The 19,527-nt window shown below is 58.4% G+C and carries 21 protein-coding genes and 1 other RNA gene; 15 read left to right on the top strand and 7 right to left on the bottom strand.

The genetic code is table 11. From position 1 onward, the window contains the following. The first annotated feature begins 47 nt into the window (after positions 1–47). Positions 48–692, top strand: coding sequence for an MBL fold metallo-hydrolase (locus tag ACA060_RS23995; RefSeq protein WP_311096636.1), 645 nt, complete (start codon positions 48–50; stop codon positions 690–692). Between the two features lie 102 nt (positions 693–794). Next, on the top strand, positions 795–1,529 hold the full coding sequence (locus tag ACA060_RS23990) for a YiaD family glycine zipper/OmpA-like lipoprotein (RefSeq protein ID WP_497313629.1): 735 nt from the start codon (positions 795–797) through the stop codon (positions 1,527–1,529). A gap of 268 nt (positions 1,530–1,797) precedes the next feature. On the opposite strand, the gene ACA060_RS23985 is transcribed toward ACA060_RS23990, so the two are convergent. Next, positions 1,798–2,232 (bottom strand): Z-ring associated ZapG family protein, encoded by a 435-nt coding sequence (locus ACA060_RS23985; RefSeq protein WP_109634733.1) that lies wholly within the window; start codon positions 2,230–2,232, stop codon positions 1,798–1,800. Between the two features lie 144 nt (positions 2,233–2,376). On the opposite strand from ACA060_RS23985, the gene ACA060_RS23980 reads away from it, so the two are divergent. The 3 genes from ACA060_RS23980 to zapE all read left to right on the top strand — a co-directional run bounded on the left by ACA060_RS23980 (position 2,377) and on the right by zapE (position 5,572). Next, the gene (locus ACA060_RS23980) at positions 2,377–3,006 is read left to right on the top strand and encodes an alpha/beta hydrolase (RefSeq protein ID WP_497313627.1); all 630 of its coding nucleotides are present in this window, start codon (positions 2,377–2,379) and stop codon (positions 3,004–3,006) included. 24 nt (positions 3,007–3,030) lie between these two features. After that, positions 3,031–4,386, top strand: a complete 1,356-nt coding sequence (locus ACA060_RS23975) for a tryptophan--tRNA ligase (RefSeq protein ID WP_497313626.1) — start codon at positions 3,031–3,033, stop codon at positions 4,384–4,386. A gap of 91 nt (positions 4,387–4,477) precedes the next feature. After that, positions 4,478–5,572, top strand: a complete 1,095-nt coding sequence (gene zapE, locus ACA060_RS23970; protein WP_109634727.1) for a cell division protein ZapE — start codon at positions 4,478–4,480, stop codon at positions 5,570–5,572. Between the two features lie 172 nt (positions 5,573–5,744). Here zapE and ACA060_RS23965 read toward each other — a convergent pair whose 3' ends face one another. Further along, the gene (locus tag ACA060_RS23965) at positions 5,745–6,641 is read right to left on the bottom strand and encodes a GlxA family transcriptional regulator (RefSeq protein ID WP_178082360.1); all 897 of its coding nucleotides are present in this window, start codon (positions 6,639–6,641) and stop codon (positions 5,745–5,747) included. Positions 6,642–6,886: 245 nt separating this feature from the next. Between ACA060_RS23965 and ACA060_RS23960 the strand changes: the two genes are divergently transcribed. After that, complete coding sequence (locus tag ACA060_RS23960) at positions 6,887–8,023, top strand: acyl-CoA dehydrogenase family protein (RefSeq protein WP_497313624.1); 1,137 nt, start codon at positions 6,887–6,889, stop codon at positions 8,021–8,023. 105 nt (positions 8,024–8,128) lie between these two features. Here the strand turns inward: ACA060_RS23960 and ACA060_RS23955 are convergent, their stop codons facing one another. Next, positions 8,129–9,169 (bottom strand): NADP(H)-dependent aldo-keto reductase, encoded by a 1,041-nt coding sequence (locus ACA060_RS23955; RefSeq protein WP_497313623.1) that lies wholly within the window; start codon positions 9,167–9,169, stop codon positions 8,129–8,131. A 245-nt stretch (positions 9,170–9,414) separates the two neighbouring features. Between ACA060_RS23955 and rplM the strand changes: the two genes are divergently transcribed. The 7 genes from rplM (at position 9,415) to ACA060_RS23920 (ending at position 14,302) form a co-directional block, all read left to right on the top strand. Further along, on the top strand, positions 9,415–9,843 hold the full coding sequence (gene rplM, locus ACA060_RS23950; protein WP_007905295.1) for a 50S ribosomal protein L13: 429 nt from the start codon (positions 9,415–9,417) through the stop codon (positions 9,841–9,843). 14 nt (positions 9,844–9,857) lie between these two features. Continuing rightward, positions 9,858–10,250 carry a 30S ribosomal protein S9 gene (rpsI, locus tag ACA060_RS23945; RefSeq protein ID WP_002555064.1) on the top strand — a complete coding sequence of 131 codons (393 nt, stop codon included), beginning with the start codon at positions 9,858–9,860 and terminating at the stop codon, positions 10,248–10,250. 267 nt (positions 10,251–10,517) lie between these two features. Next, the gene (gene petA / locus ACA060_RS23940) at positions 10,518–11,111 is read left to right on the top strand and encodes a ubiquinol-cytochrome c reductase iron-sulfur subunit (protein ID WP_008060255.1); all 594 of its coding nucleotides are present in this window, start codon (positions 10,518–10,520) and stop codon (positions 11,109–11,111) included. Then, positions 11,111–12,322 (top strand): cytochrome b, encoded by a 1,212-nt coding sequence (locus tag ACA060_RS23935; protein ID WP_109634721.1) that lies wholly within the window; start codon positions 11,111–11,113, stop codon positions 12,320–12,322. The genes petA and ACA060_RS23935 overlap by 1 nt, the downstream gene beginning before the upstream one ends. Continuing rightward, on the top strand, positions 12,322–13,104 hold the full coding sequence (locus tag ACA060_RS23930) for a cytochrome c1 (protein ID WP_497313620.1): 783 nt from the start codon (positions 12,322–12,324) through the stop codon (positions 13,102–13,104). The genes ACA060_RS23935 and ACA060_RS23930 overlap by 1 nt, the downstream gene beginning before the upstream one ends. Before the next feature lie 150 nt (positions 13,105–13,254). Next, entirely contained in the window at positions 13,255–13,872 is a 618-nt protein-coding gene (locus tag ACA060_RS23925) for a glutathione S-transferase N-terminal domain-containing protein (protein WP_027922678.1), read from the top strand. 16 nt (positions 13,873–13,888) lie between these two features. Then, positions 13,889–14,302, top strand: coding sequence for a ClpXP protease specificity-enhancing factor (locus ACA060_RS23920; protein WP_008155980.1), 414 nt, complete (start codon positions 13,889–13,891; stop codon positions 14,300–14,302). Between the two features lie 53 nt (positions 14,303–14,355). Here ACA060_RS23920 and ACA060_RS23915 read toward each other — a convergent pair whose 3' ends face one another. From ACA060_RS23915 to ACA060_RS23900, 4 genes are all read right to left on the bottom strand, one after another. Further along, positions 14,356–14,934: a BON domain-containing protein gene (locus tag ACA060_RS23915; RefSeq protein ID WP_109634717.1), complete on the bottom strand. Its 579-nt coding sequence runs from the start codon at positions 14,932–14,934 to the stop codon at positions 14,356–14,358. Continuing rightward, complete coding sequence (locus ACA060_RS23910; RefSeq protein ID WP_123365680.1) at positions 14,931–15,524, bottom strand: phosphoheptose isomerase; 594 nt, start codon at positions 15,522–15,524, stop codon at positions 14,931–14,933. The genes ACA060_RS23915 and ACA060_RS23910 overlap by 4 nt, the downstream gene beginning before the upstream one ends. A gap of 104 nt (positions 15,525–15,628) precedes the next feature. Continuing rightward, a complete protein-coding gene (locus ACA060_RS23905; protein ID WP_007904371.1) occupies positions 15,629–15,991 on the bottom strand; it encodes a YraN family protein in 363 nt (120 codons plus the stop codon). Further along, positions 15,991–17,802: a penicillin-binding protein activator gene (locus tag ACA060_RS23900; RefSeq protein ID WP_497313618.1), complete on the bottom strand. Its 1,812-nt coding sequence runs from the start codon at positions 17,800–17,802 to the stop codon at positions 15,991–15,993. Before ACA060_RS23900 ends, ACA060_RS23905 begins: the two co-directional genes overlap by 1 nt. Positions 17,803–17,977: 175 nt before the next feature. On the opposite strand from ACA060_RS23900, the gene rsmI reads away from it, so the two are divergent. Then, positions 17,978–18,883: a 16S rRNA (cytidine(1402)-2'-O)-methyltransferase gene (rsmI, locus tag ACA060_RS23895; protein WP_167362276.1), complete on the top strand. Its 906-nt coding sequence runs from the start codon at positions 17,978–17,980 to the stop codon at positions 18,881–18,883. A gap of 76 nt (positions 18,884–18,959) precedes the next feature. After that, positions 18,960–19,313: RNase P RNA component class A (gene rnpB, locus ACA060_RS23890), an RNA gene on the top strand. Positions 19,314–19,527 lie beyond the last annotated feature (214 nt).

Genomic DNA, 19,527 nt, shown 5'->3' with positions numbered 1-19,527 from the left:
TGAACTACGCCCAACGCCTTCCGTCTGATACAGGCCATCGACTGACCATGACCGTTCCAAGCCCCACCCTGATTCGCGAAACCTTCCCCGTCGGCCCTTTGCAGTGCAACTGCACCATCATCGGTGACCCGATCACCAAAAAAGCCATCGTGGTCGACCCGGGCGGCAATCATGAGTTGATCCTGGCGCGCCTCGATGCCCTGGGCTTGAAGGTTGTCAGCATCATCCACACCCATGCGCACCTGGATCACTTTCTGGCCTCCGGTCAACTCAAGGAGAAAACCGGCGCGACCCTGCACCTGCATAAAGAAGATCAGTTCCTTTGGGACAATCTGGAGATGCAGTGCCAGATGTTCGGTGTGCCTTACACGCCGGTGCCGTCGCCCGATCGCTGGTTGGCCGACGATGAAGAGTTGGCCTGCGGGTGCGGCGTGGCGTTGCACACGCCGGGTCATACGCCGGGCTCCATGAGTTTTTGGTTTTCCGAGGCCAAGCTGCTGATTGCCGGTGACACGTTGTTTCGTCGCGGGGTAGGGCGCACGGATTTGTGGGGCGGCGATCAGGCGACCATCGTGCGGTCAATCAAGCAGCGGCTGTATACGCTCGACGAAGAGGCGACGGTGGTGACCGGGCATGGTCCGGACACGCGCCTGGGCGATGAAATGCGCGAGAACCCGTTTGTGCGGGCTTGAATGTAACCGATGGAATTTTCGCCGGGCAAAATGATCCAACACCCGCAAAGGTCCATTGCCTTTGTCCGTTGCACCCCAGAATGCAAAAAGTAGGAGCTCTTCATGTTCACCAAGCAGCGTTTGATTATTGTCGCTACGGCTGTGGCCCTGCTGTCTGGCTGCGCCTCGCCGAACCCTTACGACAGCCAGGGCCAGGCTGACAGTGGCTCCACGGGCATGAGCAAAACCGCTAAATACGGTGGCCTCGGCGCTCTGGCTGGCGCCTTGGCTGGTGCCGCCATCGGTCACGATAACCGTGGCAAGGGCGCGCTGATCGGCGCCGCCGTCGTGGGTGCTTCCGCTGCGGGTTACGGCTACTACGCCGACCAGCAAGAGAAGAAGCTGCGGGCCAGCATGGCCAACACCGGTGTCGAGGTGCAGCGTCAGGGTGACCAGATCAAGTTGATCATGCCGGGCAACATCACGTTCGCTACCGATTCGGCGAATATCGCTTCCAGCTTCTATCAGCCGCTGAACAGTCTGGCTGGCTCGCTCAAAGAGTTCAGCCAGAACCAGATCGAAATCGTCGGTTATACCGACAGCACCGGCAGTCGCCAGCACAACATGGACCTGTCCCAGCGTCGTGCGCAGAGCGTGGCGACTTACCTGACCTCACAAGGCGTGAGCGGTGCGAACCTGTCGGCTCGCGGTGCCGGGCCGGATAACCCGATTGCCAGCAACGGCGATGTCAATGGCCGGGCGCAGAACCGCCGCGTTGAAGTCAACCTGAAGGCGATTCCGGGTCAGCAGTATGGTGGCGGTCAGCAGCAGCCGGGTACGGTTCAGCAGTACCCATAATCGTCTGATTGAACCCCAGGCGTAAAAAAGCCCGCCCGATTCTCAGCAGATCGGGCGGTTTTTTTTTGTCGCCAGTTCCGGCCCCTTCGCGAGCAAGCCCGCTCCCACAGTGTTCTGTGTCGATCACAACAATGTGGCAAAGCACAAATCCCCTGTGGGAGCGGGCTTGCTCGCGAAGGGGACAGAACAGGCGATGAAAACTTCAAAATTAAAAAAGCCCCCGGACAATTACTCATCCGGGGGCTTTTTCATGTCGCGCGAAACCTGATTACTTCTTCAGGCCGTAATGTTCATCGAGCATGCCCGGCGCGTTCGGGGCTTTCGGTGCGTAGTCACGAGGCGGCTCCTGATTGCGCGGTGGCGTCAGGCGTTCCCGTGGAGCCTGCGCCGCGTCGGCGTGCAGGGCGGCCAGCAAGCGTTGACGAGTCTGCTCGTCCAGGGCCAGGCGGTTGGCACCCTCGGCGAGGTGATCCTGCACTTCCTGATAGCTGGCAGTCAGCTTCTTGACCAGGTTTGCAGTGCTGTTGAAGTGAGTGACCACCTCGTTCTGATAACTGTCGAAACGTTCCTGAATGTCATCCAGCTGACGTTGTGTGCTGCTCGGCGCGGCATTCGGCACCAAGCGAGCGATCAGGAAACCAATGGCGACACCCACAACCAGGGCAAGAGTCGGCAACAACCAAACTAAGAGCGAGTGTTCCACGAGTCCTTCCTCTATAAACGGCTTTGCTTTACGTTAACGGCTCGAACCTGCGCTGTATACCGCGATTCACTCGCAATAGATTGGCACAGACAATTTGCTAGACGAGTCGACCCGATTCGAGGTCACGGAGTTCCTTCCTTGCTTATGCGCGAAACCCCTGTAGTGATTGATGGCCCGGCGGGCCAACTGGAAGCCCTTTATCTTGATAATGAGCAGCCGCGCGGCCTGGCGCTGATCTGCCATCCGAACCCGGTGCAGGGTGGGACCATGCTCAATAAAGTGGTCTCGACCTTGCAGCGCACCGCGCGCGACGCCGGTTTGATCACGTTGCGTTTCAACTACCGTGGCGTCGGTGCCAGCGAAGGCACTCACGACATGGGCACCGGTGAGGTCGATGATGCTCAGGCCACCGCCGAATGGTTGCGGACCAAACATCCTGACTTGCCGCTGACCCTGTTCGGTTTCTCCTTCGGTGGTTTTGTTGCAGCAAGTCTCGGCGGACGCCTGGAAGCCAAGGGCGAGCAGCTCAAGCATGTGTTCATGGTGGCGCCAGCCGTCATGCGCCTGGGCGATCAGGATCAACTGCCGCAGCAGGGCGAATTGACCCTGATCCAGCCGGAAACCGATGAAGTGATCGATCCACAACTCGTCTACGATTGGTCCGACAAGCTCGAACGTCCCCATGAGCTGCTGAAAGTGGCAGAATGCGGACACTTTTTTCATGGCAAGCTGACCGATCTCAAGGATCTGATCCTGCCGCGTCTTTCGAATTGATTGCAGTCTGACAAGCGATTACCCATGACGACTCGTACCCGTATCCTCACTGGCATCACCACCACCGGCACGCCGCACCTGGGCAACTACGCCGGTGCCATCCGCCCGGCGATCCTGGCCAGCCGTGACAGCAATGCCGATTCGTTCTACTTCCTGGCCGACTACCACGCCTTGATCAAATGCGATGACCCGCTGCGCATCCAGCGCTCGCGTCTGGAAATCGCCGCGACCTGGCTGGCCGGTGGCCTGGATGTGGACCGCGTGACGTTCTATCGCCAGTCCGACATCCCGGAAATTCCCGAGCTGACCTGGCTGCTGACCTGCGTCGCTGCCAAGGGCCTGCTCAACCGCGCCCACGCCTACAAGGCTTCGGTGGACAAGAACGTCGAGACCGGCGAAGACCCGGATGCCGGCATCACCATGGGCTTGTACAGCTACCCGGTGCTGATGGCCGCGGACATCCTGATGTTCAACGCGCACAAGGTGCCGGTCGGTCGTGACCAGATTCAGCACGTGGAAATGGCCCGCGACATCGGCCAGCGCTTCAACCACTTGTTTGGCCAGGGCAAAGAATTTTTCACCATGCCCGAGGCGCTGATCGAAGAAAGCGTTGCTACGCTGCCGGGCCTCGACGGTCGCAAGATGTCGAAGAGCTACGACAACACCATTCCGTTGTTCAGCAGCGCCAAGGAAATGAAGGACGCGATCTCGCGGATCGTCACCGACTCCCGCGCGCCGGGCGAAGCCAAAGACCCGGACAACTCGCACCTGTTTACCCTGTTCCAGGCGTTTGCCACGCCGGCACAGGCCGACGAGTTCCGCAGCGAACTGTTGCAGGGCCTGGGTTGGGGCGAAGCGAAGAATCGTCTGTTCCAGTTGCTGGACAGCGAGCTGGGCGAGTCTCGCGAGCGTTATCACCAGTTGATCGAGCGCCCGGCAGACCTGGAAGACATCCTGCAGATCGGCGCCAAAAAGGCCCGTTCGGTCGCCACGCCGTTTCTCCACGAACTGCGTGAAGCGGTCGGTCTGCGTTCTTTCGTCGCCCAGACTCAAGTCGCTGCGACGACCAAGAAGAAAGCCGCGAGAGCCGCGCGTTTTGTCAGCTTCCGCGAAGAAGACAGCAGTTTCCGCTTCCGTCTGTTGGCGGCCGATGGCGAGCAACTGCTGCTGTCGCGCAACTTCGCTGACGGCAAAACCGCAGGCCAGGTGACCAAGCAGCTGCAATCTGGCCTGCCGTTGGATGTGCGCAGTGAAGACCGCAGCTTCAGCGTCTGGCTGGAAGGCGAATGCGTTGGCGACAGCCCGACATTTGCTGACAACGCCGCTCGCGACGTCGCCATCGACGCCCTGCGGGTTGCGCTGACGCCGGTTCAGGAATAAATCAACGGCTCGACCCGACCAAGGGCCGATTGCCATTCCCACGGGCCGTCGCTACAGTGACGGCCCGTTTTTGTTGCCTTGCTAACGAATTATGACGCCCCTAGAACGATATCAAGCTGATCTGAAACGCCCGGAATTCTTCCATGACGCCGCGCAGGAAACTGCCGTGCGCCATTTGCAGCGCCTGTACGACGATCTGGTCGCTGCGTCGAACAACAAGCCGGGCCTGCTCGGCAAACTGTTTGGCAAGAAAGACCAGGCACCGGTCAAAGGTCTGTATTTCTGGGGCGGCGTGGGTCGCGGCAAGACTTACCTGGTCGACACCTTCTTCGAAGCGCTGCCGTTCAAGGAAAAGGTCCGTACTCACTTTCACCGCTTCATGAAGCGTGTGCACGAAGAGATGAAGACCCTCGGCGGCGAGAAAAACCCGCTGACCATCATCGCCAAGCGCTTCTCCGACGAAGCCCGGGTGATCTGTTTCGATGAATTCTTCGTGTCCGACATCACCGACGCGATGATCCTAGGCACGCTGATGGAAGAGCTGTTCAAAAACGGCGTGACCCTGGTCGCCACCTCGAACATCGTGCCGGACGGTCTGTACAAGGATGGCCTGCAACGTGCGCGCTTCTTGCCGGCCATTGCGCTGATCAAGCAGAACACCGACATCGTCAACGTCGACAGCGGCGTCGATTATCGTCTGCGTCACCTTGAGCAAGCCGAGCTGTTCCACTTCCCGCTGGACGAAGCCGCTCAGGAAAGCTTGCGCAAAAGCTTCCGCGCCCTGACACCGGAATGCACGGCCGCCATCGAGAATGACGTGCTGATGATCGAGAATCGTGAGATTCGTGCGGTGCGTACCTGTGATGATGTGGCCTGGTTCGACTTCCGCGAACTGTGCGACGGCCCGCGCAGCCAGAACGACTACATCGAACTGGGCAAGATCTTCCACGCCGTGCTGCTCAGCGGTGTCGAGCAAATGAGCGTCACCACCGACGACATCGCCCGACGTTTTATCAACATGGTCGACGAGTTCTACGACCGTAACGTCAAGCTGATCATCTCGGCTGAAGTCGAGCTCAAAGACCTCTACACCGGCGGTCGCTTGAACTTCGAGTTCCAGCGCACGCTTAGCCGCTTGCTGGAGATGCAGTCGCACGAATTCCTGTCCCGGGCGCACAAGCCGTAGGACATTTCGGAAAATAAAAAAGGGCCTGCATTGCAGGCCCTTTTTCGTTCACAGCAGAACCCATGTGGGAGCGGGCTTGCTCGCGAAAGCTATCTGACATTCAATATTGAAGGTGACTGAAGCACCGCTTTCGCGAGCAAGCCCGCTCCCGCATTGGATGTATGTCTAGCGCTTAAGCCGCTTGCTGGAATTGCTGCCGATACTGGTTCGGCGACAATTCTGTGTGCTGGCGGAACAGCCGCGCAAAGAAGCTCGCATCGTCGTAACCGACTTCATAACTGATGGTCTTGATGCTCTTGCGGCTACCCGACAACAAGCCCTTGGCTGTCTCGATACGCAGGCGTTGCAGGTAATGCAGTGGCTTGTCACCGGTGGCGGTCTGGAAGCGGCGCATGAAGTTGCGGATGCTCATGCCGTGTTCGCGGGCGACGTCTTCGAAGCGGAATTTGTCGGCAAAGTGTTCTTCAAGCCAGTGCTGGATCTGCAGGATGATCACGTCCTGGTGCAACTTCTGCCCGCCGAAGCCGATGCGTCCTGGGGAATAGCTGCGTTGCACTTCGTAGAGAATGTCCCGCGCCACGGCTTGCGATACGTTGGCACCGCAGAAGCGTTCGATCAGGTAGATGTAGAGATCGCACGCCGAAGTAGTGCCGCCTGCGCAATACAGGTTGTCGGCATCGGTCAGGTGTTTGTCCTGATTGAGCTGAACCTGTGGAAAGCGTTCGGCGAAGGCATTGAAAAAGCGCCAGTACGTGGTTGCTTCCTTGCCATTGAGCAGCCCGGCCTCGGCCAGCCAGAACACTCCGGTCGCCTCACCGCACAGCACGGCGCCGCGAGCGTGTTGCTGACGCAGCCATGGCAGGACCTGAGGATAACGTTGGCAAAGGGTATCGAAATCGTCCCAGAAGGCCGGAAGGATGATGACGTCGGCATTTTCCAGACCGCCGTCCACCGGCATGATCACATCACTGAAGCTGTTCACCGGTTTGCCGTCGGGGCTGACCAGTCGCGTTTCGAACGCTGGAGTCAGGCCCTGCCCCAGTTGTTTGCCGTAGCGCAGGCTGGCCAGGTGGAAGAAATCCTTGGCTTGCATGAGGGTGGAAGCGAAAACCCGGTCGATAGCCAGGATGCTGACGCGCCGCAAGGGCGTGGAGACTTGGTTAGACATAATTCAACTTTATTCTTATAGGGGAAAGTGGTCACCAGACGGCTGGATCGTCTTATTTTTTGTCTGATGTGTCCAGTGTCCTGTATCGGATGCGGGGCTTAGTCTCTGAAGGTCAATTCCTTCTAACAATTAACGACAGGTGCCGCATGATCCCCAGAACCTTGTTCAGTTCCGAGCACGAATTGTTTCGCGACAGCGTGCGAACGTTCCTCGAAAAGGAGGCCGTGCCGTTCCATGGGCAATGGGAAAAACAAGGCTACATCGACCGTAAACTCTGGAATAAGGCAGGAGAGGCGGGGATGTTGTGCTCGCATCTGCCGGAAGAATACGGCGGGCTGGGGGCGGACTTTCTCTACAGCGCAGTGGTGATCGAAGAGGTCGGTCGCCTCGGCCTGACCGGCATCGGTTTTTCGCTGCATTCGGACATTGTCGCGCCGTACATCCTGCATTACGGCAGCGAAGCGCTGAAGCACAAATACCTGCCGAAACTGGTGTCCGGCGAGATGGTGACAGCGATTGCCATGACTGAGCCTGGTGCCGGTTCCGACCTGCAAGGGGTGAAGACCACCGCCGTGCTGGACGGCGAGGAGTACGTGATCAACGGCTCCAAGACCTTCATCACCAACGGCTATCTGGCTGATCTGGTGATCGTCGTGGCCAAGACCGATCCGAAGGCCGGCGCCAAGGGCACCAGTCTGTTTCTGGTCGAGGCCGACACCCCGGGTTTCGACAAGGGCAAGCGCCTGGAAAAAGTCGGCATGAAGGCTCAGGACACCTCGGAGCTGTTCTTCCAGGACGTGCGAGTACCCAAGGAAAACCTGTTAGGGCAGGCCGGCATGGGCTTCGCCTACTTGATGCAGGAATTGCCTCAGGAGCGTCTCACTGTGGCCATCGGTGGACTGGCTTCGGCCGAGGCCGCATTGAAATGGACGCTGGATTACACCCGCGAGCGCAAGGCGTTCGGCAAGGCGATTGCCGATTTCCAGAACACGCGCTTCAAGCTGGCGGAGATGGCCACTGAAATTCAGATCGGCCGGGTTTTTGTTGACCGCTGTCTGGAGCTGCATCTGCAAGGCAAGCTGGATGTGCCGACGGCCGCGATGGCCAAGTACTGGGGCACGGACCTGCAATGCAAGGTGCTCGACGAATGCGTGCAACTGCATGGCGGCTACGGGTTCATGTGGGAATACCCGATCGCCCGGGCGTGGGCGGATGCGCGGGTGCAACGGATTTATGCGGGGACCAATGAAATCATGAAGGAGATTATTGCCAGGTCGCTTTGATTTTGCGGTGATTGGACTGGCGCCATCGCGGGCAAGCCACGCTTCCACAGGTTAAGTGATCTCCTGTGGGAGCGTGGCTTGCCCGCGACGGGTTCTATGAATCAATCAAGGAGCCGGATTCGGGTGATCCTTGTGAATCGCCTCAATCCCCTCCAGCACTTCATCGGAAAGTTTCAGCTCGAAACTGGCGATGTTGCTCTCCAGCTGCTCCATGGTCGTGGCGCCAATGATGTTGCTGGTCACGAACGGCTGCTGGGTAACAAATGCCAACGCCATCTGCGCCGGGTCCAGGCCGTGTTCACGGGCCAGCGCCACATAACGGCTGCATGCAGCTTCCGATTGCGGGTTGAAATAGCGGCTGAAGCGACTGTAGAGGCTCAGGCGACCTTTCGGCGGACGCGCGCCCCCTTCGTACTTGCCCGACAGGAAACCGAACGCCAGCGGCGAATAGGCAAGCAGGCCGCATTGTTCGCGGATGGCGATTTCCGCCAGACCGACCTCGAAGCTGCGGTTGAGCAGGTTGTACGGGTTCTGGATCGACACCGCACGCGGCCAGCCACGGGCTTCGGCCAGCGCCAGAAAACGCATGGTGCCCCACGGCGTTTCGTTGGACAGGCCGATGTGGCGGATCTTGCCGGCTTTGACCTGCTCGTCCAGCGCTTCGAGGGTGTCCTCGAGCGGCGTCAGGTTGGCTTCGATCTTGTGTTTGTAACCCAGCTGGCCGAAGAAGTTGGTGCTGCGTTCCGGCCAGTGCAACTGATAGAGATCGATGTAATCGGTTTGCAGGCGCTTGAGGCTGGCGTCTACGGCTTCAGTGATGTGCTGGCGGTTGTGTCGCAGGTTTTTGTCGCGGATGTAATCGATGGTGTTGCCGGGGCCGGCGATCTTGCTGGCGAGGATCCAGTCGGCGCGATCACCCCGGCTTTTGAAGTAATTGCCGATGTAACGCTCGGTGGTGGCGTAGGTTTCGGCCTTAGGCGGCACCGGGTACATCTCGGCGGTGTCGATGAAATTGATCCCGGCTTCCTTGGCCCGTTCGATCTGGGCGAAGGCTTCAGCTTCAGTGTTTTGCTCGCCCCAGGTCATGGTTCCGAGGCAGATGGCGCTCACGTTCAGATTGGTTCGGCCTAGCTGGCGATAGTCCATCGGGTGCTCCTTGGGCAAAACAATCATAAAAGCAGGTTGAAATATTTTTCGCAATCTGCATAATTGCGCACCTCTTTCTGCAGTGGAAGTGATGCGCCGCCGCCGAAGAATCTTGCCGTTGAACGGACGCGCCGACCCGAGCCCCCGAAAGCGTCTGTATCCGGCTGCCTTTGACTTGTCAAAGTACGCACTATTCAGTAAGATCCGCCGTCTAATTTACAGGGCGGCCCCTGAGGCTATAAAGAATGAAAACTTTTACTGCTAAACCGGAAACAGTACAGCGCGACTGGTTTGTCGTCGACGCTGCAGGTCAGACCCTGGGTCGTCTGGCCACCGAAATCGCGAGCCGTCTGCGTGGCAAGCATAAAGCTGAGTACACTCCTCACGTTGACACCGGCGATTACATCGTCGTTATCAATGCCGAGCAGATTCGTGTAACCGGTGCTAAAACCACCGACAAAATCTACTACTCCCACTCCGGTTTCCCGGGCGGCATCAAGTCGATCAACTTCGAAAAGCTGATCGCTAAAGCCCCTGAGCGCGTGATCGAGACTGCGGTCAAAGGCATGCTGCCTAAGAACCCGCTGGGTCGCGACATGTATCGTAAGCTGAAAGTCTATGCGGGCGCTGTACACCCTCATACTGCTCAGCAGCCCCAAGAACTGAAGTTTTAACGGAATAGTTCATTATGTCGGCGACTCAAAATTACGGCACTGGCCGTCGCAAGACCGCAACCGCACGCGTTTTCCTGCGTCCGGGTACTGGTAACATCTCCATCAACAACCGTTCGCTGGATAATTTCTTCGGCCGCGAAACTGCCCGCATGGTAGTTCGTCAGCCGCTGGAATTGACTGAGACTGTCGAGAAGTTCGACATCTACGTCACCGTGATCGGCGGTGGTGTAAGTGGTCAAGCTGGCGCAATCCGCCACGGTATCACTCGCGCACTGATGCAGTACGACGAAACCCTGCGTGGCGCTCTGCGCAAAGCTGGCTTCGTTACTCGCGATGCTCGTGAAGTTGAACGTAAGAAAGTTGGTCTGCGTAAAGCGCGTAAGCGTCCGCAGTACTCGAAGCGTTAATTCGCTTTCGCGTTCAAAAAGAACGCCCAGTTTCCTCGCGAAGCTGGGCGTTTTTTTATGGGCGCGATTTATCAAAGAATTGCGCTGTGACAACTTGCCACAGCCGCAGAGCCCCTATACTGCAAGGCTTGGCAGTGGAGCCCCTCGGTAATTACCTTGTCAGAATTGGGGCTTTTCATTACCATTCGGCAAAATTTTTATAAGTACACAGATTTACTTAGTAGACGCCTGATTTAACAGGCCACAAAGCTGATGGGAGAGGACTGAATGAGCAATGACGGCGTGAATGCAGGCCGGCGTCGCTTCTTGGTAGCAGCCACATCCGTGGTGGGTGCTGCAGGAGCGGTGGGGGCTGCGGTCCCGTTCGTGGGGTCATGGTTTCCCAGTGCCAAGGCGAAAGCCGCAGGTGCACCGGTGAAAGTGAATGTCAGCAAAATCGAGCCAGGCCAGCAGATGATTGCTGAGTGGCGCGGTCAGCCGGTGTTCATTGTCCGCCGTACCGAGGAAATCCTGGGGAATCTGAAAAAGATCGAGGGCCAGTTGTCTGACCCGACCTCCAAGAACTCGACACAACCGACCTATGTCGACCCGGAAACGCGTTCGATCAAGCCAGAAGTTCTGCTGCTGATCGGTATCTGTACGCACCTGGGTTGCTCGCCGACCTTCCGTCCAGAAGTGGCACCTGCGGATCTGGGCAAGGACTGGGTAGGTGGTTATTTCTGCCCTTGCCATGGTTCCCACTACGATCTGGCTGGCCGCGTCTACAAGTCGCAACCTGCGCCTTTGAACCTGCCAGTTCCCCCGCATTCCTATGAGACTGATGACATTATTGTCGTTGGCGTCGATACGGAGAAAGCGTGATGAGCAAGTTCATGGATTGGGTTGATGCGCGCTTTCCCGCGACCAAAATGTGGGAAGACCATCTCAGCAAGTACTACGCCCCGAAGAACTTCAACTTCTTCTATTTCTTTGGCTCCCTGGCACTGCTCGTTCTGGTCAACCAGATCGTAACCGGTGTCTGGCTGACCATGAGCTACACCCCGTCGGCGGAAGAAGCGTTTGCTTCCGTCGAATACATCATGCGCGACGTCGAGTACGGCTCGATCCTGCGTCTGCTGCACGCGGTCGGCGCTTCGATGTTCTTCATCGTGGTCTACCTGCACATGTTCCGTGGCTTGCTTTACGGTTCTTACCAGAAGCCGCGTGAGCTGGTATGGGTCTTCGGTATGCTGATCTACCTGGCGCTGATGGCTGAAGCCTTCATGGGTTACCTGCTGCCCTGGGGCCAGATGTCCTACTGGGGTGCCCAGGTGATCATCTCGCTGTTCGGTGCGATCCCGGTCATCGGTAACGACCTGACCCAGTGGATCCGTGGTGACTACCTGATTTCCGGTATTACCCTGAACCGCTTCTTCGCGTTGCATGTCGTGGCTTTGCCGATAGTGATTCTCGGCCTGGTGGTGCTGCACGTCCTGGCGTTGCACGAAGTCGGGTCGAACAACCCGGACGGCGTGGACATCAAGAAACACAAGGACGAAAACGGCGTACCGCTGGACGGTATTGCATTCCATCCGTACTACACCGTGAAAGATATCGTCGGCGTGGTGGTGTTCCTGTTCATCTTCTGCTCGATCGTGTTCTTCTTCCCGGAAATGGGCGGCTACTTCCTCGAGAAGCCGAACTTTGAAGTGGCGAACGCCTTCAAGACCCCAGAGCACATTGCTCCGGTCTGGTACTTCACACCGTTCTACGCGATTTTGCGAGCGGTGCCGGACAAGCTCCTTGGCGTTATTGCCATGGGTGCGGCCATTGCGGTGCTGTTCGTCCTGCCATGGCTGGACCGCAGTCCGGTCAAGTCGATGCGCTACAAAGGCTGGCTGAGCAAGATCTGGCTGGTGGTGTTCTGCGTATCGTTCGTGATTCTGGGTGTGCTGGGTGTTCTGGCTCCGACTCCAGGCCGTACATTGCTGTCGCAGGTCTGTACCTTCCTGTACTTCGCCTACTTCATTCTGATGCCGTTCTACACCAGGCTCGAGAAGACCAAACCGGTTCCGGAAAGGGTGACTGGCTGATGAAAAAGCTATTTGCTGTACTGATTCTTGCTGCCATGCCTGTGTTCTCGTTCGCGTCGACAGCCGGTGCTCCTGAATTGGAAAAGGTCGACATTGACGTTTCCGATCAGGCTGCCATGCAGGATGGCGCACGTACGTTCGCCAACTATTGTATGGGCTGCCACAGCGCCAAGTTCCAGCGCTACGAGCGTGTTGCCGATGACTTGGGCATTCCGCACGACCTGATGCTCTCGAAGCTGGTGTTCACCGGCGCCAAGATTGGCGACCACATGAGCATCGGCATGCAGCCGGCAGACGCCAAGACCTGGTTCGGTGCGGCACCGCCCGACCTGACCCTGGTCGCTCGCGTTCGTGGCACTGACTGGCTCTACGGTTACCTGCGTTCGTTCTATGAAGACCCGTCGCGTCCTTGGGGCGTGAACAACAAGGTCTTCCCGAACGTCGGGATGCCTAACGTTCTGGTCGGCCTGCAGGGTCGTCAGGTGGTAGGCTGCAAACAAATTCAAATCGTCGAAGACGGCAAGAAGCAATACGATCCGCTGACCGGTACGGCTCTGACTCATGAGGCGTGTGACCAGCTGACCGTGCTGCCGAAGACCGGCACGCTGAACGCAGAGCAGTTCGACGAGAAGGTCAAGAATCTGGTGACCTTCCTGGCCTATTCGGCCAACCCGGTGAAGCTGCAGCATCAGCGCATCGGTACCTATGTGTTGCTGTACCTGGCGTTCTTCTTCGTATTCGCTTACTTGCTCAAGCGTGAATACTGGAAAGACGTCCATTGATAAAGCTGTAAGCAATTGCTGTTAATCGCACGCGCCCAGGGGCGTCTCTGAAGGTGTAACGAGTCTGGTAAGCCAGGCGTTACGGGAGGCGTCTTCTGGGCGCGTGCGTTTTTCCGCTTCCGATAATTTCAACAAGCGAGGAGGACCGCCATGGGCGTGACCAATCGGTTGGCCTGTTACTCCGACCCCGCCGACCACTATTCCCACCGAGTGCGCATCGTACTTGCAGAGAAGGGTGTCAGCGCAGAGATCATTTACGTGGAAGCTGGTCGCCAGCCGCCTAAACTGATTGAAGTGAACCCTTACGGAAGTCTGCCCACCCTGGTCGATCGTGACCTGGCGTTGTGGGAGTCGACCGTGGTGATGGAATATCTGGATGAGCGTTACCCGCACCCGCCCTTGCTGCCGGTTTATCCTGTGGCGCGTGCCAACAGCCGTCTGCTGATTCATCGTATTCAGCGTGACTGGTGTGGTCTGGTGGATCTGATCCTGGATTCGAAGACCAAGGAAGCCGCCCGCGTCGTGGCTCGTAAAGAGTTGCGTGAAAGCCTGACTGGCGTGTCGCCGTTGTTCGCCGACAAGCCGTTTTTCCTCAGTGAGGAACAAAGTCTGGTGGATTGCTGCCTATTGCCAATACTCTGGCGTTTGCCGATTTTGGGTATTGAACTGCCGCGGCCTGCCAAGCCGTTGCTTGATTACATGGAGCGCTCGTTTGCGCGTGAGGCTTTCCAGGCGAGTCTGTCTGGTGTCGAACGCGATATGCGCTAAGGCTTAAGGAGCCGCTATGAACTCCAGTCGACCTTATCTGGTCCGCGCGCTCTACGAGTGGATTGTGGACAACGATTGCACCCCGCACATGCTGGTCAATTCCGAGTATCCGTCGGTGCAGGTGCCTCAGGGTTTTGCCAGTGACGGACAGATTGTCCTGAACGTATCACCGGCTGCCGTGCGTCATCTGCACATGGACAACGAGGCGGTCAGCTTCGAAGGGCGCTTCGGTGGCGTACCGCACACCCTGTACGTGCCTATCGCATCGATCCTGGGTATTTACGCCCGGGAGAATGGCCAGGGCATGGTGTTCGATCTGGAATCGCCTATGGAAGACGAGGAAGAGATCGAGCCGGATGATGATATTCCGCCGCCCGACAGTGAGCCGCCGCGTCCCAGCGGTCGACCCAGTTTGAAAGTGGTGAAGTAATAAAAAAGGCGATCCGGATGGATCGCCTTTTTTGTGCCTGCTCCCCCAAGGGGTCAGTCGATGTACTCAAACAACTTCACAATCTTCTGCACACCGGAAACGCTCTGCACCAGGTTGGTGGCCTGCGCCGCTTCCTGCTTGGTCAGCAGACCCAGCAGATAAACGATGCCGTTCTCGGTGACGACCTTGATGCGCGAACCCGGGATGTTCGGGTCGGTGAGCATCTGGGTCTTGATCTTGGAGGTCAGCCAGGTGTCGTTCTGGCGGGCAAGGAAGCCGGAAGGCGGCAGCACTTGCAGTTCGTTATGCACCTTCTTCACGCGCTGAACCGCAGCGGCAGCCTGTTCGGCCTTGGCCTTGAGGTCTGCGGTCGGTGTTTGCCCGGCGAGCAGCACGACACCGTTGAAGCTGGTGACGACGATGTGCGAATCGTTGTCCAGGGCCGGATCGGCCTTGGCGACGTTCACGCCGACTTTTGTGTCGATCAGGGAGTCGTCGATCTTGCTGCCGAAGGTGCGCGTTCCGCGGTCATCTTCAATTGGCGCTTCACGGCTGGCTTTAACCACCGAAGTGCAGCCGCTGATGCCGAGGCACAGGGTCAAGGCCAGAAGGCCTAGGCGATTAGGGGTCATTCTTCACTCCCGAACAGTTGGCTGTCGATCAAATCGCAAAGGCAATGGATCGTCAGCAGGTGGACTTCCTGAATACGTGCGGTGACGTTGGCCGGTACGCGAATCTCGACGTCCTCGGGCAATAGCAGCGACGCCATGCCGCCGCCATCGCGACCGGTCAATGCTACGACAATCATTTCGCGATCATGTGCGGCCTGGATCGCTTGAATTATGTTCGCCGAGTTGCCGCTGGTGGAAATTGCCAGCAATACGTCACCTGGCTGGCCGAGGGCGCGGATCTGTTTGGAGAAGATTTCGTTGTAGCTGTAATCGTTGGCGATCGAGGTGATCGTCGAGCTGTCGGTGGTCAGCGCAATGGCTGGCAGGCTCGGGCGTTCGCGCTCGAAGCGGTTGAGCAGCTCGGATGAGAAGTGCTGGGCGTCACCGGCGGAGCCGCCGTTGCCGCAGGAAAGCATTTTGCCCTCGTTGAGCAGGGCGTTGACCATCACCTGGCTGGCTTGCTCGATGTGCGGTGCAAGTACGTCCATCGCCATTTGCTTGGTGTCGATACTGGCCTGAAAAAGCTGGCGAATTCGGGATTGCATGTCCATCTGTGTGACCTTAATTAGCGCGGCTACTCGGCACATGAATGTGCAGCCCGCAAAGCAAAGAGCAAAAGTGTTGGGTAAAGGTGTCCGCTTCGGGTCGCACGTGATCAGCTGTCAAAGGCATTCTGCAACCAGTTCAACTGATCGAGGTTGCTGTCGATGGCAACCACGTCGAAGCGGCAGGGGGAATTGGCCCAACGCGACTCGCGCTGAAGAAAATACTGCGCGGCGAAAATCAGTTTCTGCCGTTTGCGCCCATCGATGCTGTCGAGCGCTCCACCCCACTGGGTGTTTTTTCTGTAGCGGACTTCAACGAATACTACTGTATCGCCATCAAGCATGACCAGATCAAGCTCGCCGCGTTTGCACAACCAGTTCTGCGCCAGCAGGCGCAGACCCTGTTGTTGAAGATGCTCGAGCGCGTGGCGCTCGGCATCTTTACCGCTTTGCTGGCGTGACCTGTCAGGCATCAGCGCGGGGTATCCGGCAGGCGTTGAACCTGGCCGCTGACGAACTGTGCCCACGGCAACTGGCGCACCACGCGCTGGTTCTGGGTCATGCCCAGGCTGCCCGACTGGCCTTCAATGCGACTGTCCGGCAGCGCCTTGAGTTGCCCCAGTCGCGGCGCCAGGCGATACGCATCCACGCCCATTGCGTACAGGCGGCCGAGGCTGCCGGCGGCTTGTGGCCATTGTGCGGTGACCTGTTTGCGCAGCGGATCATTGGCGTCCAGCAACCATGGGGTTTCGCAGAAGCGAATACCGTTCATGTCGTTGTACTGATTCACATCGCCGCTGGCACTGAATACGTGTGATGTGGCGTAAACCGGCACATCACCCGCGTACTGGAAGTTCAGGGTCGGTTTGATCTGCTGGGCCTGTTGCGGGGTCGCGGCCAGGAAGATGAACTCGATGTCCTGACGGCGCGAAGGCTGGGCCGCTACCTGCGAACCAACGGTGCTTTGCAAGCTTTTGGCGCGACCTTCGCTCTGACGCAGCTGGAACATGTCGGCAATCTGCTGGGCCAGTTGTACTGGTTGGTCAACGCGTTCGGTTGCAACGATGCTGCCACCGTTGGCTTGCCAGTCCTGGCTGAAGGCGCGCAACACGCGATCGCCCCATTCGCCTTTCGGCACCATGATCGCGGCGCGATGCAGGCCGTCGGCGCGGGCACGACGAGATACTTCACGGGCTTCGTCTTCAGCGGCCAGGCCAAACTGGAACAGCTGGGCCGGACCTTGTTCGCCTTCGCTGTAGTTCAGCGCCAGGGTCGTGATCGGCAGTTGCGGGCGAGCGCTGAGCTGTTTGACCAGCGGTTTTTCCAGCGGACCGACTACCAGTTGCACGCCGTCGGCCTGGGCCTTGCGGTAGAACTCGTCCATCGAGGTCAGTTTCGAGCTGTCATAGAACTCGATGGCTGGCGGCTTCTGCCCGGCTTGTTGAGCCTGGTAGTGAGCGGCCATGAAGCCCTCGCGCAGTGCTTTGCCGACCGAGGCCAGCGGGCCGTCTTGCGGCAGCAGCAGGGCGATCTTGCTCAACGGCTGGCTGGCCAGTTCCTTGAGCTTGGTCAGTGGCAGCGGCAACTGAATGGCGGCCGGGTGCTTGGGGTTCTGGGCGCGCCAGTTGTCGATCGCAGCTTGCTGCTGTTCCAGGGTGCCAGCGGTTTTCACCGCCAGTGCCAGGCCTATCCAGCCACCGAGGTCATCGTTGGTGGTGGGCTGCAGTTGATCGGTTGGCAGCGAGGCGATCAGGGTCCAGATTGCTTCGTGGTTTTTGCTGGCTGCTTCACCTTCAAGCATCGGCGCAATAAAGATGCGCTCCCGTGCGGCGGCCAGGGTCTGGCCGTCGGCCTCAAGGGCGCGGGCATGAACGGTGCCGGTGCGAACCTGTTGCTCGACCGGCAATTCGCTCAGGCGTTGCAGGCTCGGATGGCTCAGGGCAGTCAGCGCCGCCTTCGGCTGGTTGCGCGCCATGGCCAGTTCAGCCGCCAGGGTGCTGGCGAAGACTTGTTGGCCGGGCTTGAGTTGTTCCACCGGAACCTGTTGCAGGATTTGCGCGGACTGGCCGGCATTGCCCTGACGATAAGCCAGGTCGGCCGCGCTCAGGCGCAACAGCGCGGCTTTTTCCGGGTCCTTGCTTTGAGCAGCCTGTTCGAGCAGTTGCTCGATACTGGCGTCCGGGGTCCGTGGAAGTTCGCCAAGGCTGGAGGAGGGCGAGCTGGCGCAAGCCGCCAGCAAGGCAGCGAGGCAGAGGGCAGTGAACAGCCGCAGGCAAGCGATCATGTAGTGTTCCTGATACTCGATCAAATTAGCGTGGAATTGTACCCAAGCACTGGCCGGGGCGCGATGTTACTGGCGTGAATCGATCAATTTAGCTCGTACAAATGTTGCAGCGCTGCACAAACGCCTGAAAAACCCGAGGAGGGCGGGGCGATCGCAAGCGCCGCTACGCGCTACAATGTCGCCTTTTACCGATCATGAGGTGTGCGCTTTGACTGCTCCAGGTGCTTTGAATTCCGCTGCTGGCTCGCTTTATGTGGTGGCGACGCCCATCGGCAACCTGGACGACATCAGTGCGCGTGCGCTGAAAATCCTGCGCGACGTCGCGTTGATCGCCGCCGAAGACACCCGTCACTCCCAGCGCTTGATGCAGCATTTCGGCATTCCGACGCCGCTGGCAGCCTGTCATGAGCACAACGAGCGAGATGAAGGTAGCCGCTTTATCACGCGATTGCTGGCGGGCGACGATGTGGCGCTGATCTCCGATGCTGGCACGCCGCTGATTTCCGATCCGGGTTATCACCTGGTGCGTCAGGCCCGTGCTGCCGGGATCAATGTGGTGCCGGTCCCGGGGGCCTGTGCATTGATCGCAGCGTTGTCGGCGGCGGGCCTGCCGTCGGACCGCTTCATTTTCGAAGGTTTCCTGCCGGCCAAAGCTGTCGGTCGCCGTGCTCGCCTCGAGTTGGTCAAGGAAGAGCCGCGCACGCTGATTTTCTATGAAGCGCCACATCGCATCCTTGAATGCCTGCAAGACATGGAGCTGGTGTTCGGCCCCGAGCGTCCGGCGTTGCTGGCCCGTGAAATCACCAAAACGTTCGAAACCCTCAAAGGTTTGCCGCTGGCCGAGTTGCGCGAGTTCGTCGAGTCAGACAGCAACCAGCAGCGCGGTGAGTGCGTGGTGTTGGTGGCTGGCTGGTCGGTTCCTGAGACCGAGGACGCGGTCAGCAGCGAAGCCATGCGCATCCTCAATCTGTTGCTTGAAGAAATGCCGCTCAAGCGTGCGGCGGCATTGGCGGCGCAAATTACCGGTGAGCGCAAGAATGTGCTCTATCAGGTGGCGCTGGATAAACAGAAGGGCGAGTAAAAACCCGACGCGCAGGATCAGCTGAAGGCGTTTAGCGCTTGTTCTTCGGCCGCTCTGCCGTTAACCTTCGCGGCGGAGAGTCGATTGGACAGTCGCTGCCCTCTATGAAAATTAGGGGGGGGAGGAAAGTCCGGGCTCCATAGGGCGAAGTGCCAGGTAATGCCTGGGAGGCGTGAGCCTACGGAAAGTGCCACAGAAAATAACCGCCTAAGCGCTTCGGCGCCGGTAAGGGTGAAAAGGTGCGGTAAGAGCGCACCGCACGTCTGGCAACAGTTCGTGGCTAGGTAAACCCCACTTGGAGCAAGACCAAATAGGGTCCCAAGGCGTGGCCCGCGCTGGGACCGGGTAGGTTGCTAAAGATGTCCAGTGATGGCCATCGTAGACGAATGACTGTTCAAGACAGAACCCGGCTTACAGATCGACTCTCCACCTTTTTTCTCCCCCTGCTTTAATCATTGAGCAGGGTGCTGGTAGTAGCAATTTCCCTCCTTCCAGAATCGTTGCCAGAACACTTTCGTAATACCGAAAAAATCTTACTCTTAACAAATTACTTTAACTTTCGAACGCAGCCTTCCGTGCTGATTCAAGTTATTGAGCAAAATCACACGTCAGATTCTCGTTGCACCTCTGTTTACCCTCCTAAA

The organism is Pseudomonas sp. LBUM1671 (assembly GCF_059695685.1).
The sequence above is the reverse complement of the archived record's forward strand: the minus strand, read 5'-3'. Positions and strand labels throughout refer to the sequence as shown.